Below are 18,643 nucleotides of genomic sequence, written 5' to 3'. Positions count from 1 at the left end.
TGTGTTTTTTGGCCTCCGCTTCGCTCCGGCTGTTCGCGGCCCTGCAAGCTCGATTCTTCCCTCCTCCGCTCCTCCGCTCCTCCGCTTCGCTCCCCCGCTCCAAGGCGGAGGTCTATTCCAGCCGCAGTCCAGAATCGAGCCGGGCCGCGAACCTTGGGTGACTGTCAAAACTTGCGCTGACCAGCCAGTTTGGATAGTCGGCGGGGTTGTGTGTAATCTCGTTCAAGTCGTCAGCGCCCCGGCCGAGACCGGAGCAAGACAGACACGCCCCCTTAGCTCAGTCGGCAGAGCGTTTCCATGGTAAGGAAAAGGTCAACGGTTCGATTCCGTTAGGGGGCTCGCCGGATTGCCGGTGGTGACCGACTCGGCGTCTCGTTGCAGGACCCGGGACCTTCCCGCCGTCAGTACCGACAACAGATGGCGGTGTAGCTCAGTCGGTAGAGCAAACGACTCATAATCGTTGTGTCGCCGGTTCAAGTCCGGCCATCGCTACATACTGATATCCCAATCAGGCTGACCGGAAAGAAGGCAATCGTGGCCGCGAAGTCCACTGATATCCGGCCAAAGATCACCTTGGCCTGCGAGCAGTGCAAGCACCGCAACTACATCACCAAGAAGAACCGGCGCAATGACCCGGACCGCCTCGAGCTGAAGAAATTCTGCCCGAACTGCGGTACCCACCGGGCGCACCGCGAGTCTCGCTAACTTAAACCCGCGCGATCTACCGCGTGGATGACAGTGCCGGATCGGCAGGTCACTTCGTCTCTTAGAAAGAGACAGTGGCGCCGGTCCGGCATTTGGCGTATATAGCGGTGGTTCAGCGCTCTCGCCCGATCCCGTTCCGGGGATCAGATAGGGAACTTCCTGCCGTGACGATCAACATCGACATTGACACCGAGGCCGACATGGTCGATTCCAGCGAGGTTTTCGACCCCGCCGCACACGCCGCCGCCATGGTCGGCCACCACTACCGCGTCGACGACTACTACGAGGTCGGCCGCGAGAAGGTGCGCGAGTACGCCCGCGCGGTGCAGGACTACCACCCGGTCCACTGGGACGAGGACATCGCCCAGAGCTACGGTCACGACGGGTTGGTCGCCCCCCTCACCTTCATCTCCCTGGTCGGAATCCTGGCCCAGCGCAGGCTCTTCGAGCAGATCGTCACCGGCTACGACCTGAGCCAGATCATGCAGACCGATCAGATCCTGGAGTTCCACCGGCCCATCCGGGCCGGCGACCAGCTGTCCTGCATCGTCTACCTGCACTCCTTCCGGCAGGCCTTCGGCGGCGACATCATCGTCACCCGCAACGACGTGGTCGCGCAGAACGACGAGTTGGTCCTCACCACCTACACCACCCTCATCGGCCGCAGTGGCGGTGACATCGATCCCAACATGGGTGAGGCCGTGCGCAACGTGCTCATGCACGGCGTCGGCCCGGACGAGCGTCCGGAGCACCACCCGCGCAGCGCCGACGTGCCGCCGCACCCGGCGCCGGTCGAGATCGCGACCACCGGCACGATCGTCGCGAGCAAGCACGTCCGCCGCTTCGAGGATGTGACCGTCGGCGCCGAACTGCCCTCGCGCGTGGTTCGTCTCACCCGCGGTGATCTGGTGAACTACGCCGGCGTTTCCGGCGACGCCAACCCGATCCACTGGAGCGACGATGTCGTGAAGCTGGTCGGCCTGGAAAACGTTGTGGCACACGGCATGCTGACCATGGGCCTGGGTGGCGGCTTCGTCACCTCCTGGCTCGGCGACCCGGGCGCGGTCAAGGAGTACAACGTCCGCTTCACCAGCCCCGTCTACGTCCCGATCGACCGTCCCGCGGAGATCGAGTACACCGGCAAGGTCAAGTCCGTGGACCCGGAGACCCGCACCGCCGTCGTCGCCATCGTGGCGAAGTCCGAGGGGCGCAAGATCTTCGGCCGCGCCACCGCAACGGTGCAGCTCTACTGACCGTCGACCCCGGGTACGCTGCGACACCCCGATTGGCGATCGCCACGCGGGGTAACGTACACTCGGGAATCTGGGGTCACCAGCCGATGCGCGCTGCTCCGAGGAGCGGCGCGCGTGTTGTGTGAAAACCCGTGTACAACTGAATAGAACAGTGGCTGGACTTGTTACCCCGTTCAGCCGAAGGGGCGTAGCTCAACTGGCAGAGCAGCGGTCTCCAAAACCGCAGGTTGCAGGTTCAAGTCCTGTCGCCCCTGCCCTGGATGCCGACGTAGAGAGGATCGACGTGAGCGACGAGCGGGACACTCGCCACGAAGATGGCGATGACACCGCCGCGGTGGCTCGGCCGAGCGGCAAGCGGTCCGCCCGGCGCACGCGCGCCGCGTCGTCCAGCGCCGTCGCGACGATCGACCGACCGTCGGACTCGGCCAAGGCAACCACCAAGCAGTCCGGCAAGGACAAGAAGGCCGGGCGAGGCGGTACGGGCAATCCGTTCAAGCGCCTGGTGAAGTTCCTCAAGGAAGTCATCGCGGAACTTCGCAAGGTCATCTGGCCCAACCGCAAGCAGATGGTCACCTATACGAGCGTTGTCCTGGTGTTCGTGATTTTCATCGTCGCGTACATCAGCGGGTTGGATCTGGCGTTCATCAAGGGTGTCAACTGGCTCTTCGGCTAGGCGGCACGATGACCGCGTCTGACCGTCGCGGCCGGTGACCGGCCCCCGGGCAGAGGCGGGGAGCGGGACCATCCGCCGGGCGTTTTGTCCCGGCGCGCAGAGGATTACGTGACGACTAAGGAAGCGAGTGCCCCAGTGAGCACCCCGGAGAACGGCACAACCGAGGAATTCCCGGTGGATGACGCGGTGATCGAAGAGACCACCGTGGACGTCGAGGACGACGCTGAGGGCTTCGCCGACGAGGCTGAGACTTTCGCCGCCGACGCGGAGGCCGGCGAGTTCGCCGCCGACGCCGAGGAGGACGAGCCCGCGCGCCCCGCCGCCGAACTCTCCGACGAGCCGGTCGACCCGGTCGCCGAGATGACCGCCGCGCTCCGGCGCGCGCCCGGTGACTGGTACGTCGTCCACTCCTACGCCGGCTACGAGAACAAGGTGAAGACCAATCTCGAGACCCGCGTGCAGAACCTCGGTCTCGAGGACTACATCTTCCAGGTCGAGGTGCCGACCGAAGAGGTCACCGAGATCAAGAACGGCCAGAAGAAGAACGTCAACCGCAAGGTGCTGCCGGGCTACATCCTGGTCCGCATGGAGCTGAACGACGAGTCCTGGGGCGCGGTGCGCAACACCCCCGGTGTCACCGGTTTCGTCGGCGCCACCTCGCGGCCCTCGCCGCTCACCATTCCCGAAGTGGTGAAGTTCCTGGTCCCGGCCGCGCAGCAGAAGAAGGCCGCCCCGGCTGCCGCTGCCGCCGCCACCGCGGCCCCCGGCGAGACCCCGATCGTGAAGCCGGTCATCGAGGTCGACTTCGAGGTCGGCGAGTCGGTGACCGTCATGGACGGCCCCTTCGCCACCCTCCCGGCCAGCATCTCCGAGGTCAATGCCGAGCAGCAGAAGCTCAAGGTGCTGGTCTCGATCTTCGGCCGCGAGACTCCGGTCGAGCTGGCCTTCACGCAGGTCGCCAAGATTTAAGTGCGTCAGGGCGGTGGCCCGGTCCGCTTCCGGGCCGGTGTCACCGCCTTTTTCGCGTTCGCATAGACTTGACGGGTTGTGCCGCGGGCGTCCGCGCCCGGGCGCACGGTCCGGAGAAGGCTTACGGGAATCCGTAAGGAACCTAACCCAAGGAAGAAAGATGCCCCCGAAGAAGAAGAAGGTCGCTGGGCTCATCAAGCTCCAGATCCAGGCCGGCCAGGCCAACCCGGCTCCGCCGGTCGGTCCGGCGCTGGGTCAGCACGGCGTCAACATCATGGAGTTCTGCAAGGCGTACAACGCGGCGACCGAGTCGCAGCGTGGCAACGTCATCCCGGTCGAGATCACGGTCTACGAAGACCGCTCGTTCGACTTCAAGCTGAAGACGCCGCCCGCCGCGCGTCTGCTGCTGAAGGCCGCCGGGATCCAGAAGGGCTCCGCCGAGCCGCACCGCAACAAGGTCGCGCAGATCACCATGGACCAGGTCCGTGAGATCGCCAAGACCAAGCAGGAAGACCTGAACGCCAACGACATCGACGCCGCGGCGAAGATCATCGCTGGTACCGCCCGCTCGATGGGTATCACCATCGCGGAGTAGAGCTCTCCGCGGCGAGCGTGTCAGGCCCGGAGGCGGAAGCCTGCGCAACCGCGTAGGGCCCGCGATCGCCGTAATTGGATTCAGAGCTCTTGTGGAAGGGACCGCCTGTCCCGCACCACTTCTGACTTAGACAAGGACAGAGAATCATGGCAAAACGAAGCAAGGCTTATCTCGAGGCGGCCGCCAAGGTCGACCGCGCCGCGCTCTACGCTCCGCTGGCCGCCGCGCGCCTGGCGAAGGAGACCGCGACCACCAAGACCGACGCGACCGTCGAGGTCGCCGTCCGTCTGGGCGTCGACCCCCGCAAGGCCGACCAGATGGTCCGCGGCACCGTCAACCTGCCGCACGGCACCGGTAAGACCGCCCGCGTCATCGTGTTCGCGGTCGGCGACAAGGCCGCCGAGGCCGAGGCCGCCGGTGCGGACGCCGTCGGCGCCGAGGACCTGATCGAGCGCATCCAGGGCGGCTGGCTGGACTTCGACGCGGCGATCGCCACCCCGGACCAGATGGCCAAGGTCGGTCGTATCGCTCGCGTGCTGGGCCCGCGTGGCCTGATGCCGAACCCGAAGACCGGCACCGTCACCCCCGATGTGACCAAGGCCGTCAACGACATCAAGGGCGGCAAGATCAACTTCCGCGTCGACAAGCAGGCCAACCTGCACTTCGTGATCGGCAAGGCTTCCTTCGACGAGAAGAAGCTGGCCGAGAACTACGGCGCCGCGCTCGACGAGATCCTGCGTGTCAAGCCCTCCACCGCGAAGGGCCGCTACGTCAAGAAGGTGACGTTCTCGACCAACACCGGACCGGGCATCCCGGTGGATCCGAACCGCACCCGTAACTTCGCCGAGGAAGACTGATTCCTCGACGCGGTAACGCGTAGCAACGCATGAAGCCCGAAGGGCCGGTACGAATCTCGTACCGGCCCTTCGCTTTTGCGAAGAAGAACAACAGCGGACGGGCGGGGCGCCACCCACGTTTTGGCGTATCGATGCTGGTCCGCTATATTGGACGACGGTCACCGGCCCGTTCGGTGATCACCCCCAAATCGTTCTACCGAAGACCGTTGGTTGCTGCCGTCAGGTGGCTGAAGGTCCGGCGATATTGCCGGCGGCCCACGCAGGGAGAGCCGAGGTCGGGAAACCCGCGAGAAATCGCGACTGTTTCTTGTGCGCCCCGGGACCACCTTGCGTCCGGGGCGTTTGCTTTGTCGCCGGCCCCTGTGGCGGAACTCGGTAGTTCATACGAGATCCGACCATCCAGAGAGGAGGCGAAGTATGGCAAAGGCTGAGAAGGTCACCGCGGTTGCGGAGATCACCGAGCAGTTCAAGTCGTCCACCGCGACTGTCGTCACGGAATACCGTGGCCTGTCCGTCGGCAAGATCACTGAGCTGCGTCGTGCCCTCGGCGCGAACGCTACCTACTCCGTCGCCAAGAACACCCTGGTCAAGCGCGCTGCCGCCGAGGCGGGCGTGGAAGGCCTGGATGACTTGTTCGTCGGTCCGACCGCCATCACCTTCATTACGGGTGAGCCGGTCGACGCCGCGAAGGCGCTGAAGGCGTTCGCCAAGGACAACAAGGCGCTCATCATCAAGGGCGGCTACATGGACGGCGCCGCGCTGTCCGTGTCCGAGGTCGAGCGCATTGCCGACCTGGAGTCGCGCGAGGTGCTGCTGGCCAAGCTGGCCGGCGCGATGAAGGGCAACCTGTCGAAGGCTGCCGGGCTGTTCGCCGCCCCGGCCTCGCAGATCGCCCGCCTGGCCGCGGCCCTGGAGGAGAAGAAGCGCGCCGAGGGTGGCGCCGCCGAAGCTCCGGCCGCAGACGCCGAATAAGTCACTACCCCAAACCTCTTCGTCGCCGTTCGCGCGGTGACGGAACTACCGAAAGGAAATATCAATGGCCAACGTTGATGAGCTGCTCGAGACCTTCGCCGGCATGACCCTGCTGGAGCTGTCCGAGTTCGTGAAGGCGTTCGAGGACAAGTTCGAGGTCACCGCTGCCGCTCCGGTCGCCGTCGCCGTCGCCGGTGGCGCCGCTGCTCCGGCCGAGGCCGCCGAGGAGCAGGACGAGTTCGACGTCATCCTCGAGGGTGCCGGCGACAAGAAGATCCAGGTCATCAAGGTCGTGCGCGAGATCGTCTCCGGCCTGGGCCTGAAGGAAGCCAAGGACCTGGTCGAGGGTGCCCCGAAGCCGATCCTGGAGAAGGTCGCCAAGGACGCCGCCGAGGCCGCCAAGGCGAAGCTGGAAGAGGCCGGCGCCAAGGTTTCCGTCAAGTAAGACGGACCTGTGGCGGGGCACAGCCCCGTGACGCGTTGATTGTGAAAAGGGTGGTTCCCATTGTGGGACCGCCCTTTTCGCGTATTGTGCCGTCGTGATCGGCGCGTAATGGACAATTCGATGCGAATGTTCCTACCGACCAGTCAGGTCCCGGTGTCCGAGACGGTGTATATGCGATACAGTGACCGGACCTACTGTGATGCGCCACACCGCGCGAATTTTGTGGCCCGTAGTCACACGTAGTGCGCTCGTCGGAGAAAGTGGAGGTTGGCGTGGGCGTCGAGGTCAGAACCGAAGGCATCACGAAGTCGTTCGGTTCGCAGCGTATTTGGCAGGACGTCACGCTGACGCTGCCGCCGGGGGAAGTCAGCGCATTGCTCGGCCCGTCGGGTACCGGTAAGTCGGTCTTTCTGAAGTCGTTGATCGGTCTGCTGCGCCCGGAGAAGGGCTCGATCTACATCGACGGCACCGACATCACGACCTGTTCGAACAAGGAGCTCTACGAGATCCGCAAGCTGTTCGGCGTCCTGTTCCAGGACGGCGCGCTGTTCGGGTCGATGAACCTGTTCGACAACACGGCCTTCCCGTTGCGTGAGCACACCAAGAAGAGCGAATCCGAGATCAAGAAGATCGTCATGGAGAAGCTCGAGCTGACCGGTCTGCTCGGCGCCGAGGGCAAGCTGCCCGGTGAGATCTCCGGTGGTATGCGCAAGCGTGCCGGCCTGGCTCGCGCGCTGGTGCTGGACCCGCAGATCATCCTCGTCGACGAGCCGGACTCGGGTCTGGATCCGGTTCGTACCACCTATCTGTCGCAGTTGTTGATCGACATCAACGCGCAGATCGACGCGACGATCCTGATCGTCACGCACAACATCAACCTGGCTCGTACGGTGCCGGACAACATCGGCATGCTGTTCCGCCGCAACCTGGTCATGTTCGGCCCCCGTGAGGTGCTGCTCACCTCGGAGGAGCCGGTGGTCAAGCAGTTCCTCAACGGCCGCATGCAGGGCCCGATCGGTATGTCCGAGGAGAAGGACGAAGCCCAGATGGCCCGCGAGCAGGCCATGTTCGACTCGGGTCACCACGCCGGTGGCGCGGAGGAGATCGAGGGCATCATCCCGCAGATGCGGGCGCAGCCGGGCATGCCCGTGCGTGGCGCGGTGGGCCGTCGCCGTGAGCGGGTCCGCCAGATCATGCACACCCTGCCGCCGGCCGCTCAGGAAGCCATTCGCGAGTCGATGTCGCAGAACGGCGATGAGACCGACACGCAGGTGATGCCCGCGTACCAGGGTGGCTACGACGCCACGGTTCGACAGAACCTGACTAACGGGTAACATACGCGGCGTGAACCCCACCCTGACGCGACTGCGCACCCCGGTCGAGTCGGGACTTGCCCAGGCCGGCAACATCTTCGCACTGTTTCTGGACGTGCTCCGGAAGACGTTCCGCCGGCCCTTCCAGTGGCGGGAGTTCATCGAACAGTCGTGGTTCATCGCGAGTGTCTCGATCCTCCCTGCCGCTCTGGTGGCAATCCCGTTCGGCGCCGTGGTGGCCCTGCAGACCGGCTCGCTCATCAAGCAGCTGGGGGCGGAGAACTTCACCGGCGCGACCAGTGTTCTGGCCACCGTGCAGCAAGCTGCACCGGTCGTCACCGCGCTGATCATCGCCGGCGCCGCCGGCTCGGCCGTGGCCGCCGATCTCGGCTCGCGCACCATTCGCGAGGAGATCGACGCCATGGAGGTGCTCGGCATCGATCCCATTCAGCGCCTCGTGGTTCCGCGCGTGCTGGGCATGATGCTGGTGGCCTTCCTGCTCAACGGCCTGGTCTCGGTCGTCGGTATCTGCGGCGGCTACTTCTTCAACGTCGGGCTGCAGGGCGGCACCCCGGGCGCGTACCTCGCGTCCTTCTCCGCCCTCGCGCAGATCCCCGACCTGGTCATCGGCGAGATCAAGGCCCTGATCTTCGGTGTCGTGGCGGGCGTGATCGCCGCCTACAAGGGCCTGCATCCGAAGGGGGGACCGAAAGGAGTGGGTGACGCGGTGAACCAATCCGTGGTGATCACGTTCCTCGTTCTGTTCTTCCTGAATCTGATCCTCACCCTGATCTACCTTCAGGTCGTCCCCGCAAAGGGCGCGTGATCCATGGTTGTTTCGCAGCGCTCCACCGTTTTCTCCCGGTCGGTGCGCCGGGTCAGACCCGCGCTCATGGCGCCGGTCGACCTGGTCGACAAGGCCGGCGACCAGATGTCGTTCTACTCGCGGGCGATCGGTGCGATCCCGAAGACGGTCGTGCACTTCCGCAAGGAGGTCATGCGGCTGCTGGCCGAGGTGACCTTCGGATCGGGTGCCCTCGCGGTCATCGGCGGCACCATCGGCGTCATCGTGTTCATGTCGGCCTCGGTCGGTGTGGTCGTCGGCCTGCAGGGCTTCAAGGCCCTCGACGCCCTGGGCTCCGGTGTCCTCACCGGCTTCCTGACCGGGTACATCAATACCCGCGAGCTCGCGCCACTGGTTGCGGCACTGGCACTTTCGGCGACGGTCGGCTGTGGTTTCACCGCGCAGCTGGGCGCCATGCGGATCTCCGAGGAGATCGACGCGCTCGAGGTGATGGCGGTGCCGTCGGTGCCCTTCCTGGTGACCACGCGCGCCATCGCCGGCTTCCTCGCCGTGATTCCGCTGTACGTGGTCGGCTTGCTGGGCACCTACCTGGCCTCGCGGATGATCAGCATCTACTTCAACGGGCAGTCCAGTGGTTCCTATGACCACTACTTCAGTCTGTTCCTGCCACCGGAGGACGTGCTCTATTCCTTCGTGAAGGTGCTCGTTTTCGCGTTCGTGATCATCCTGGTGCACTGCTACTACGGCTACAACGCCAGCGGTGGTCCCGCGGGCGTGGGTGTGGCCGTGGGCCGAGCGGTGCGCGCCGCCATCGTGCTGATCAACGTGCTCGATTTCTTCCTGTCCCTGGCGATCTGGGGCACGACCACGACGGTGCGGGTGGCGGGATGAGCGGTCAGCGGCCGGAGGCGGCAGCTTGCGTAACCACGCAGGCCGCCCGCTCATCCCGGATGGAGACAGCATGAGCAACCCGCAGCGTGTGCAGTTCTGGCGTTCCACCGAGAAACTGCGCAGCCGTACCCTCGGCGTGCTCTTCTTCGTGCTGGTGGCGCTGTTCCTGTGGACCACCATCGCCATCTACAACAAGCAGTTCGTGGACACCGTCCGGGTCAACCTGGTCACCGACACCGTCGGAAACGCGCTGACCCGCAATGCGGATGTGAAGGTCCGCGGCGTCACCGTCGGCGAACTGCGGTCGAGTTCCTACGACGGCAAGAACGTCACGCTGGATCTGGCCATCGACCCGGGCAAGGCCGGGAAGATTCCGTCCAACGTGACCGCCCGCCTGCTGCCCAAGACGCTGTTCGGTGAGCGCTACATCGATCTGGTGTGGCCCGAGAGCCCGCAGGGCCATCTCACCGAGGGCGTGACCCTGCACCAGGACACCAGCGGCAATGCCGTCGAGGTGAGCCAGCTGCTGGACCACATCCTGCCGCTGCTGCAGGCGATTCCGCCGCAGTACCTGTCCTCCACGCTGGGCGCGCTGTCCAATGCGCTGCAGGGGCAGGGCGAGGAGCTGGGCAGGACCATCGACCGGCTCGACGACATCGTCACCCAGGTCAACGGTGAAATGCCGACGCTGCAACAGGATCTGAAGAGCCTGGCCGACGTGGCGACCACCTACGCCGATGCCGCGCCGGAGCTGGTGTCCGCGCTGGACAACCTGCGCACCACCAATGCCACCATCGTGCAGAAGCGTTCGCAGGTCGACACCCTGCTGGCGACGCTGACCCCGAGCGCCTCGACCACCGCCGACTTCCTGGTGGCCAACCGCGACAACATCATCGACGTGGCGGCGGACTCGCGGCCCGCGCTGGAGGCGCTGGCCAAGTACTCGCCCAGCTACAGCTGCGCGCTGGCCGGTTTCGCGGAGCTGAAGCCGCGCATCGACCAGATCTTCGGCAAGGGCACCAACCTGCCGGGCTCGCGCGTGACCGTGCAGATCGTGAATCCGCGCGGCCGCTACGTGCCCAACCAGGACGAGCCGCGCTGGTTCGACCCGCGTGGGCCGCTGTGCGTTCCTATGTACCCGCCGGGCACCGACCCGGGCCAGTACACCAACGGTTCCGCCAATGACGGTTCCTACCAGCCGCCGACCCGTAATCCGGGTGACCAGAACATCGGCCGCATGCCGGAGCCGCAGTACAAGGTGTACGGCCCGCAGGCGCCGACCACCGCCTACTCGCCGCAGGAGGCCCAGGCCCTGGGCGCGATCTACGGTGCGGCACACGGAGTTTCGCCCGAAGAGGTGCCCACCTGGGTGACCAAGATCGCCGCCCCGGCCTTCCGCGGCAGTGAGGTGAGCGTCAAGTGAAGGATCTGTTGCGCGGTCTCGGGCCGACGCTGACCAAACTGATCGCCTTCATTCTCGTCACGGTCTTCCTGACGGGCGTGCTGGCGCTGACCATCGCCAACTACGGTGGCGGCGGTACCAAGTTCAATGCCCGGTTCACCGATGTGACCTCCCTGAACAAGGGTGACGAGGTGCGCGTGGCCGGTGTCCGGGTGGGCAAGGTGACCAATGTGTCCATCGTCGACAAGCGCCTGGCCAATGTGGAATTCGAACTGACCGACCGGGATTGGCTGCCCGCCTCCACCACCGCGACCATCAAGTACCGGAACCTGGTGGGCCAGCGCTACATCGCGCTGGAGCAGGGGACCGGGCAGCAGGGCCGCAAGATGAACAAGGGCTCGACCATCCCGCTGGAGCGCACCAAGCCGGCGGTCAATCTGACCGAGCTGTTCAACGGCTTCCGGCCGCTGTTCCAGACGCTCACCCCCGAGGACGTCAACAAGCTGTCGTCCGAGATCATCCAGGTCTTCCAGGGCGAATCCGGCACCATCGCGGACCTGGTGGCCAACACCGCCTCGCTCACCAACAAGGTGGCCGACAAGGACGCGGTGATCGGTGAGCTGATCAAGAACCTGAATGCCGTGCTGGACAGCATCAATTCGCGCGGCGACCAGCTCGACCAGCTGATCGTCAACACCGAGGCGCTGGTCACCGGGCTGAACGCCGATCGCGGCACCATCGGCTCGGCGGTCACCTCGCTCGGCAACCTGGCCTCGGCCACCGCCGACCTGCTGGTCCCGGTGCGGCCGAACCTGCAGGGCGCCATCGCCGGTCTGAACCAGCTCACCGGCACCCTCAACGACCGCAAGGACGAGGTCGACGAGGGTCTGACCAACCTGCCCATCAAGATGGAGAAGCTCGGTCGCGCGGCGTCCTACGGCTCCTGGTTCCAGTTCTATCTGTGCGGCATCGACATCGTCGCCGGACCGGGTACCAAGGACGCGCCGCAGCTGAACTTCCCTCCCGCACTGCAGAACATGCCGACTGTGAACCAGCCGATCTACACGAATCCGGCCCCGCGCTGCCATGGGAAGGGAGGCCGCTGATGGACGACCGCGCTGTATTGGGCAAGCGCAGTCCGGCGTTCATGGGTGGGCTGGGCCTGATCCTGGTGCTGCTGGTGACCCTGTCCGCGTTCAACCTGGACAAGCTGCCGATCATCGGAGCCGGCATCAAGTACACCGCCGAGTTCTCCGAGGCCGCGGGCCTGAAGAAGGGCAACGAGGTGCGCGTCGCCGGCGTCAAGGTCGGCGCGGTGTCCGATGTCCGCCTCGACGGCGACAAGGTGCTGGTGGACTTCCGCACCCAGGACGCCTGGATCGGTGACGAGACCACCGCCTCGATCCAGATCAAGACCCTGCTCGGGCAGAAGTACCTGGCGCTGGATCCCAAGGGCACCAAGGTCCTGAACCCCTCGGATCGGATCCCGCTCTCGCGCACCGTGTCTCCCTACGACGTGGTGGACGCGTTCAGCGACGCCGCCAAGAACATCGAGCAGACCGACACCGCGCAGCTGGCGAAGAGCTTCACCGTGCTGTCGGACGCCTTCTCGGCCACCCCGCCGGAACTGCGCAGCTCCATCGACGGCGTCGCCCGGCTCTCGGAAACGCTGGCCAAGCGTGACGATCAGCTCAAGAAGCTGTTCGCGGCCACCAAGACCACCACCAAGGTGCTGGCCGACCGCAACCAGGAGTTCGAGCGGCTCATCTCCAACGGCGGCGAGCTGCTGGCCGAGCTGAACGTGCGGCAGCAGGCCATCCACCAGCTGCTCACCGGCGCGAAAACCGTTGCGGCGGAACTGACCGCGCTGGTCAAGGACAACGAGGAACAGATCGGCCCGGCGCTGACCAACCTCAACAAGACCATCGACCTGCTCAACGACCACCAGGCCGACCTGTCCAAGACCCTCACGCTGGCCGCGCCCTTCTACGGGCTCTACTCCAACGTGCTGGGCAACGGCCGCTGGTTCGACGCGGTCATCACGAACCTGATTCCGCCCGCGCTGCCGGACATCCCGGGTGACCGCCAGCCGATCCGAAAGATGGGAGGTTAACTCGTGGCGAGCAATCCGCTGACCGCATTGCGTGGCACCAGCACCAAGAGCAAGATCATCGCCGGAGTGACCGTCCTGGCGGTGGTGCTCGCGGGCGTCGCGTGGTGGAGCTTCGATCGGCTCAACACCACCACCATCACCGCGTACTTCGACAAGTCCGTCGGCATCTACAAGGGTTCCGACGTGCGCGTCCTGGGCGTGCCGGTGGGCCGGGTGGATTCGGTGGACCCGCAGGGCGACGTGGTCAAGGTCGTCATGAAGGTCGACCGCAGCTACGACATCCCCGCCGACGCCAAGGCCGCCCAGATCACCCCCTCGGTGGTGTCGGACCGGTACATCCAGCTCGCGCCCGCCTACAAGGGCGGACCGAAGATGGCCCGCAACGCCACCATTCCGAAGGATCGCACCGCGACCCCGGTCGAGGTGGACCGGCTCTACAACAGCATCACCGAACTGTCGAAGGCACTCGGCCCGGAGGGCGCGAACAAGCCCGACGGCGCCACCGGTGAAGGCGCGCTGAACCAGCTGGTGCGCACCGGCGCCGCGAACCTCGCCGGCAACGGCGACGCGCTGGGCAACAGCTTCACCCAGCTGTCCAAGGCCGCGCACGCGCTCTCCGATTCGCGCACCGACATTTTCGACACGGTCAAGAACCTGCAGACCTTCGTGCAGACCCTGGCCGACAACGACGCGCAGGTGCGGACCTTCAACACCCAGCTGGCCTCGCTGGCCGGGTTCCTGTCCGACGAGCGCCAGACCCTCGGCCAGGCGCTGAACCTGCTGTCGGTCGCGCTCGGCGACGTGGCCCGGTTCATCGACAACAACCGGGACCTGGTGCAGTCCAACGCCGATGCGCTGACCAAGCTCACCCAGACCCTCGCCGACCAGCGCGACGATCTGGCCAAGGCGCTGCCGCTCATCCCGACCGCGCTGAGCAACCTGATCAACGTGCACAACGGTGAGAGCGGCACGCTCGACATGCGTCCCAACTTCACCGACCTGCAGGATCCGTTCGGCGTCATCTGCAAGATGCTGGACCTGGGCAAGCTGCGTCCCGGCGACCCCAAGTTCGACGCCATCTCGCGTCAGCTGCAGCCGATCCTGAACAACTGCAAGGTGATCACCGATCAGCTCACCGCAGGCGTGAAGACACCCTCGCTGGTGCTGCCCTTCGGCATCCTCAGCGGCGAGAACGAGCAGCACAATACGGTCCCCGGCACCGTTCCCGGCAATCCGTCCGACCAGCTGCCGCCGTCACAGCAGGAAGGTGGGCAGCGATGAGCGCCAACCGGATTCGCGGCGGCCGGGTCCGGCGCACCGCCCTCCTGGCCACCTCGCTGGGCGCGGTGACGCTGATGGCGGCCGGCTGCGGTGCGGACAGCATTCCGCTGCCCGGCGGCCCGAACATCGGCAAGCACCCGCTGCACCTCGACATCCGCTTCGCCGACGTGCTGGACCTGGTCCCGCAGTCGTCGGTGAAAGTGGAGGGTGTGGCCGTGGGCCGGGTCGACAAGATCCGCATCGCCCCCGACAACGCCTGGGAAGCCAGCGTGCAGGTGCTCGTCGACGACAGCGTGAACCTGCCCGCCAATGCCCACGCCGAGGTCAAGCAGACCAACCTGCTGGGTGAGAAGTACATCGAACTGTCCGCTCCCACAAAGGATGCCGACACCGCGCGGCTGAAGGACGGCGCCAAGATCCCGGTCGAGAACACCCGCACCGCCACCGAGGTGGAGCAGGTGCTCGGCGCGCTGTCGCTGCTGCTGAACGGCGGCGGCGTCGCGCAGCTGCAGCCGATCGTGGTGGAGCTCAACAAGACTCTGGGCGGCCGCGAGGGCAAGGTCCGGGACCTGCTGAGCCAGGCCAACACCCTGATCAAGGGCCTCGACGACCAGGTCGACAACATCACCCGTGCGCTGGACAGCCTCGACACGCTGACCAGCCGGGTGGGGCAGCAGACCACCCAGATCTCCAAGATCCTCGACGAGCTGCCGGGCGGCATCAAGATCCTCAACGAGCAACGGCCGCAGCTGATTCAGCTGCTGGGCCAGCTGGATCGGGTGGGGCAGGCCGGATTCGACGTGCTGAACAAGTCCAAGGACAACCTGATCACCGACCTGTCCTCGCTGCGGCCCACGCTGCAGGCGCTGGGCTCGTCGGCGGGTGACCTGGTGACCGCGTTCCCGCTCATCCCGACCTACCCGTTCCCGGACGAGGCCATCAAGTCCGCGTTCGGCGGTCAGGTCAACACCTGGCTCTCGGTGGACCTGCAGATCGGCACCCTGCTGTCGAATCTCGGTGTGGGCAAACAGGATCCGCAGTACCTGCCGCCCGCGGGCCGCCAGGTCAACGTGGATCCGACCAACCCGTACTACAACGGCAACGGGCCGCGCGGCGGCTGGCCGACGGTCTCGCTGCTGCCGCTGCCGAACACGGTGGCCATGCCGATGCCTCCGGGACCGACCGATCCGATCGGATCGATTCTCGAGCAGCTGGGAGTGGGTGGTCCGCGATGACTCGTCTGGTGCGTAATCAGCTGATCGCCTTCGCGGTCATCGCGGTGCTCGGCGTCGTGTTCGTCGGCGCCAAGTACGTGCGGCTGGACAATATGCTCGGCTTCGGGCTGTACAAGGTGAAGGTGGAGGCCGCCGAAACCGGCAACCTGTCCAAGGGCGCGGAGGTCACCTACCGCGGCGTTCCCGTGGGCCGGGTCGGCAACCTCGACGTCACCCCCGACGGCGTGCTCATCAACCTGGAGATGAACTCCGGCAAGCCCAAGGTCCCCGCCAATGCCAAGGCGGTGATCGCGAACCGCTCCGCCATCGGTGAGCAGTACCTGGACCTGCAGCCCACCAGCGCCGGCGGGCCGTACCTGAAGGACGGCTCGGTCATCGTCGGCGCGCAGCTGCCCGTCCACATCGAAGAGCTGCTCACCAGCGTGGACCACTTCGCCGGCACCACCGACCTGAAGGCGCTGTCCACCACCATCACCGAGCTGGGCAAGGCCTTCGACGGCAAGGGCGACGACCTCAAGATCCTGATCGACTCGCTCAACAAGTTCACCGCCACCGCCAGTGGCGACAACCTGCAGCAGACCCTGGCGCTGATCCGCTCGGCCCACACGGTGCTGGACACCCAGGCCGAGCAGTCCCCGGCGATCCGGCAGTTCAGCGACGGCCTCGACAAGCTCACCGCGCAGCTGAAGTCCAACGACCCGGACATCCGCCGCCTCATCGGCACCGGCACCGACGCGGGCTCCGCGATCCAGCGCCTGCTGCAGGAGAGCGGCCCGGCGCTGACCAAGGACCTCACCAACCTGCGCACCCTGCTGCTGGCGATCTCGCCGAAGTTCTACGCCCTCGGCCCGGTGCTGCAGATGCTGCCGCTGCTGCCGCTGGGTGGCTCGTCCACCGCACCCGGTGACGGCACCACCCACTTCGGCCTGGTGCTGGAGACCAACAACCCACCCGCCTGCACCCTGGGATACGAAGGCACGCAACGGATTCTGGACCAGATGAAGGCCCAGAACCCCAACTTCGACGACGCCCGCGACGACTTCCCGTTCAACACGCAGGCCCGGTGCGCCGCGCCGCAGGGCAGCGAGACCGGCGTCCGAGGCGCCGATCGCGCGGAGCTGGCCGACCCCAGCGTCGCGCAGCCCTGGGACGACAAGCCGAAGTACGACCCGGACAAGCTCAACCTGAACCCGGTGGCCACCCAGCTGGCCACGCTCATGGGCGTCACGCCCAAGCACTGACCGATCTGCCCGGCCACGGTCCGGGCAGCGAGATGGCACAGTCCCAGCCAGGGCGCGAAGAGAGGAAAGTATGGTGGCGGCGTGAGTCAGCACAAGGACAGCGAATCGGGGGCGAACCTCGAGAAGCCGGCAACTTCGCCGGTTCCCGAAACAACCCCGGACGCGTCCTCGGCGGACGTCGCGCCGGAGCCGGCCGAATCCGCCGCTGAGCCCGCCACCGAGCCCGCCGAGCCGGCCGTCGTGCTCGACGAGCCCGCTGTGGCCGGCGAGCCCACTGGGGCCGACCAGCCCGCAGAGCCGACTGCTGAGCCCGAAAATACCGCTGAGCAGCCGCCTACGTCTGGTCCCGGCGCCGGCTCGGATCCGCGGCGGATTGTCACCGTCGGCGCGGCCGCGCTGCTGGTGGTGTCCGTGATCGCGGCCGCCGTGGTCGGCTTCATCTGGTTCGGTGACGTCAAGGACAGCTCCCGGGCCGATGCCCGCGACGCCGTCCTGACCGACGCCCGCCAGGCCGCCGTCAACCTCATGTCCATCAACCCGGACGACATCGACGGGTCGCTGGCGAACATCCGGTCATCCATGACCGGCGAGCTGCTCAAGCAGCAGGAGGACGGGCAGGATCAGCTCAAGCAGACCGCCCAGGACTCCAAGACCCGCATCCAGGCCGCCGTCGAGGGCATCACGGTCACCGCGCTCAACAGTGAGCTCGACCACGCCTCCGCCTTCGCGGTCCTGAAGATCACCCGCAGCTGGCCCGGTGGCCAGCCCGCGTCCTTCCGCCAGCTGTGGACCCTCGACCTGGTCAAGGTCGGCAGCACCTGGAAGGCCGAGAAGGCGCAGAACCTCGGCGAGCCGGTGCCCCTGGGCTCGGCCGCGCCGCAGCAGGACGCGCCCCAGCAGCCGACTTCGACCCAGCCCACCCCCAAGCCGGGCAACTAGGAGGGAGTGACCATGGCCAACCGGAAACGACCCGTCAATCGCGTCACCCCGCGCCGCCCGGCCGCCCAGCGTGGCACCGCGTCGCGTACCACCGCCGCCGATGTCCAGGCCGGGAGCGGCGAGCGGAAGACCGCGAGCGCCCGGTCCACCTCCGAGCGTTCGGATCGGACCGCGTCGCGCACCACCCCGCCGCGCGGTCCCGGTCTGTCCAAAAACAGTGCCCCGCAACAGTATTCCAAGCCGACCCGGCAGGGCGGATTTTGGCGTAACTGGGGTGTCGCCACGGTGTGCGCAGCGCTCTCCGCGCTGCTGCTGGCCTTCGCGATCGCCGGTGCCGTGAATCACTGGGTGAGCAAGCCCGATTCGGACTCGGGCAATCTCGCCTACGTCGACAACAAGGCCACCGACGAGGTGAAGGCCGCGGGCGACCACGCGCTGACCACGCTCTACGGCTACAAGGCCGCCGAGATCGACAAGTGGAAGGCCTCGGTCAACTCGGTGCTCACCGACAAGATGCAGAAGGACTTCGCCAAGTACGTCGACACCACGGTCGAGACCATCAAGCAGACCCAGACCGACACCGACGTCAAAACCGATCCGATCGGCGTGACCCTTCTCACCGGCGACCGCGCCGAGCTCCTGGTGAACCTGAACATCTCCGCGGTCAAGGACGGCAAGCCCGAACCCCTCGCCTCGGGCCCGATCGTGCTGCGCATGCAGAAGGTCGGCGGTCACTGGCTGGCCGCCGACATCACCGACAAATAGCCCGAATCCGCCCTCTCTGGTCGCATGAACGACAGCGTTCGCGGCCCCGCCTCGATTCTGGACCGCGCTCCGCCTCCCCGCGCTTGGAGCGGAAGCGGAAGCGGGAGCGAAGCGGAGGAGCGGAGGGGGGAAGAATCGCGGCCCGAAGGGGCCGCGAACAGCCCGGAGCGAAGCGAAGGGCAGGTGGGC

Annotated in this window: 19 protein-coding genes and 3 tRNA genes; all 22 read left to right on the top strand. The window is 66.3% G+C overall.

Annotated features, from left to right (window positions below; genetic code table 11):
* The first annotated feature begins 266 nt into the window (after window positions 1–266).
* The 22 genes from ACQP1O_RS39725 (at window position 267) to ACQP1O_RS39620 (ending at window position 18,454) form a co-directional block, all read left to right on the top strand.
* Window positions 267–339: transfer RNA gene (locus tag ACQP1O_RS39725), tRNA-Thr, on the top strand.
* Window positions 340–419: 80 nt separating this feature from the next.
* Window positions 420–492, top strand: a tRNA-Met gene (locus ACQP1O_RS39720).
* 42 nt (window positions 493–534) lie between these two features.
* On the top strand, window positions 535–705 hold the full coding sequence (rpmG, locus tag ACQP1O_RS39715; RefSeq protein WP_029925945.1) for a 50S ribosomal protein L33: 171 nt from the start codon (window positions 535–537) through the stop codon (window positions 703–705).
* 200 nt (window positions 706–905) lie between these two features.
* Complete coding sequence (locus ACQP1O_RS39710; RefSeq protein WP_433567946.1) at window positions 906–1,958, top strand: fused (3R)-hydroxyacyl-ACP dehydratase subunits HadA/HadB; 1,053 nt, start codon at window positions 906–908, stop codon at window positions 1,956–1,958.
* Window positions 1,959–2,139: 181 nt separating this feature from the next.
* A tRNA-Trp gene (locus ACQP1O_RS39705) sits at window positions 2,140–2,212 on the top strand.
* Window positions 2,213–2,241: 29 nt separating this feature from the next.
* On the top strand, window positions 2,242–2,631 hold the full coding sequence (secE, locus tag ACQP1O_RS39700; RefSeq protein ID WP_433563419.1) for a preprotein translocase subunit SecE: 390 nt from the start codon (window positions 2,242–2,244) through the stop codon (window positions 2,629–2,631).
* 135 nt (window positions 2,632–2,766) lie between these two features.
* On the top strand, window positions 2,767–3,600 hold the full coding sequence (nusG, locus tag ACQP1O_RS39695; RefSeq protein WP_433563418.1) for a transcription termination/antitermination protein NusG: 834 nt from the start codon (window positions 2,767–2,769) through the stop codon (window positions 3,598–3,600).
* 160 nt (window positions 3,601–3,760) lie between these two features.
* On the top strand, window positions 3,761–4,195 hold the full coding sequence (gene rplK / locus ACQP1O_RS39690; RefSeq protein WP_326305986.1) for a 50S ribosomal protein L11: 435 nt from the start codon (window positions 3,761–3,763) through the stop codon (window positions 4,193–4,195).
* Window positions 4,196–4,341: 146 nt separating this feature from the next.
* Window positions 4,342–5,052: a 50S ribosomal protein L1 gene (gene rplA / locus ACQP1O_RS39685; protein ID WP_040862030.1), complete on the top strand. Its 711-nt coding sequence runs from the start codon at window positions 4,342–4,344 to the stop codon at window positions 5,050–5,052.
* 417 nt (window positions 5,053–5,469) lie between these two features.
* On the top strand, window positions 5,470–6,024 hold the full coding sequence (rplJ, locus tag ACQP1O_RS39680) for a 50S ribosomal protein L10 (protein ID WP_354850760.1): 555 nt from the start codon (window positions 5,470–5,472) through the stop codon (window positions 6,022–6,024).
* 64 nt (window positions 6,025–6,088) lie between these two features.
* On the top strand, window positions 6,089–6,469 hold the full coding sequence (gene rplL, locus ACQP1O_RS39675) for a 50S ribosomal protein L7/L12 (RefSeq protein ID WP_040862028.1): 381 nt from the start codon (window positions 6,089–6,091) through the stop codon (window positions 6,467–6,469).
* A gap of 272 nt (window positions 6,470–6,741) precedes the next feature.
* Window positions 6,742–7,803 (top strand): ABC transporter ATP-binding protein, encoded by a 1,062-nt coding sequence (locus tag ACQP1O_RS39670; RefSeq protein ID WP_354850755.1) that lies wholly within the window; start codon window positions 6,742–6,744, stop codon window positions 7,801–7,803.
* Between the two features lie 10 nt (window positions 7,804–7,813).
* Complete coding sequence (locus tag ACQP1O_RS39665) at window positions 7,814–8,608, top strand: MlaE family ABC transporter permease (protein ID WP_328290729.1); 795 nt, start codon at window positions 7,814–7,816, stop codon at window positions 8,606–8,608.
* A gap of 66 nt (window positions 8,609–8,674) precedes the next feature.
* Window positions 8,675–9,478, top strand: a complete 804-nt coding sequence (locus ACQP1O_RS39660; protein WP_433567945.1) for an MlaE family ABC transporter permease — start codon at window positions 8,675–8,677, stop codon at window positions 9,476–9,478.
* Window positions 9,479–9,548: 70 nt separating this feature from the next.
* Complete coding sequence (locus ACQP1O_RS39655) at window positions 9,549–10,901, top strand: MCE family protein (protein ID WP_433563417.1); 1,353 nt, start codon at window positions 9,549–9,551, stop codon at window positions 10,899–10,901.
* 8 nt (window positions 10,902–10,909) lie between these two features.
* Window positions 10,910–11,986: an MlaD family protein gene (locus ACQP1O_RS39650; RefSeq protein WP_354850823.1), complete on the top strand. Its 1,077-nt coding sequence runs from the start codon at window positions 10,910–10,912 to the stop codon at window positions 11,984–11,986.
* Window positions 11,986–12,993, top strand: a complete 1,008-nt coding sequence (locus ACQP1O_RS39645; RefSeq protein ID WP_433563416.1) for an MCE family protein — start codon at window positions 11,986–11,988, stop codon at window positions 12,991–12,993. The genes ACQP1O_RS39650 and ACQP1O_RS39645 overlap by 1 nt, the downstream gene beginning before the upstream one ends.
* A gap of 3 nt (window positions 12,994–12,996) precedes the next feature.
* Entirely contained in the window at window positions 12,997–14,274 is a 1,278-nt protein-coding gene (locus tag ACQP1O_RS39640) for an MCE family protein (protein ID WP_433563415.1), read from the top strand.
* Window positions 14,271–15,509 carry an MCE family protein gene (locus ACQP1O_RS39635; protein ID WP_433563414.1) on the top strand — a complete coding sequence of 413 codons (1,239 nt, stop codon included), beginning with the start codon at window positions 14,271–14,273 and terminating at the stop codon, window positions 15,507–15,509. The genes ACQP1O_RS39640 and ACQP1O_RS39635 overlap by 4 nt, the downstream gene beginning before the upstream one ends.
* Window positions 15,506–16,750, top strand: a complete 1,245-nt coding sequence (locus ACQP1O_RS39630) for an MCE family protein (protein ID WP_433563413.1) — start codon at window positions 15,506–15,508, stop codon at window positions 16,748–16,750. The genes ACQP1O_RS39635 and ACQP1O_RS39630 overlap by 4 nt, the downstream gene beginning before the upstream one ends.
* Window positions 16,751–16,831: 81 nt before the next feature.
* Window positions 16,832–17,689 (top strand): hypothetical protein, encoded by an 858-nt coding sequence (locus ACQP1O_RS39625; protein WP_433563412.1) that lies wholly within the window; start codon window positions 16,832–16,834, stop codon window positions 17,687–17,689.
* 12 nt (window positions 17,690–17,701) lie between these two features.
* Window positions 17,702–18,454 carry a hypothetical protein gene (locus tag ACQP1O_RS39620; protein ID WP_433563411.1) on the top strand — a complete coding sequence of 251 codons (753 nt, stop codon included), beginning with the start codon at window positions 17,702–17,704 and terminating at the stop codon, window positions 18,452–18,454.
* Window positions 18,455–18,643: the final 189 nt, after the last annotated feature.

Source organism: Nocardia sp. CA-151230, from assembly GCF_050942175.1.
Taxonomy (GTDB): domain Bacteria; phylum Actinomycetota; class Actinomycetes; order Mycobacteriales; family Mycobacteriaceae; genus Nocardia.
This window is presented reverse-complemented; position numbering and strand designations above follow the sequence as displayed.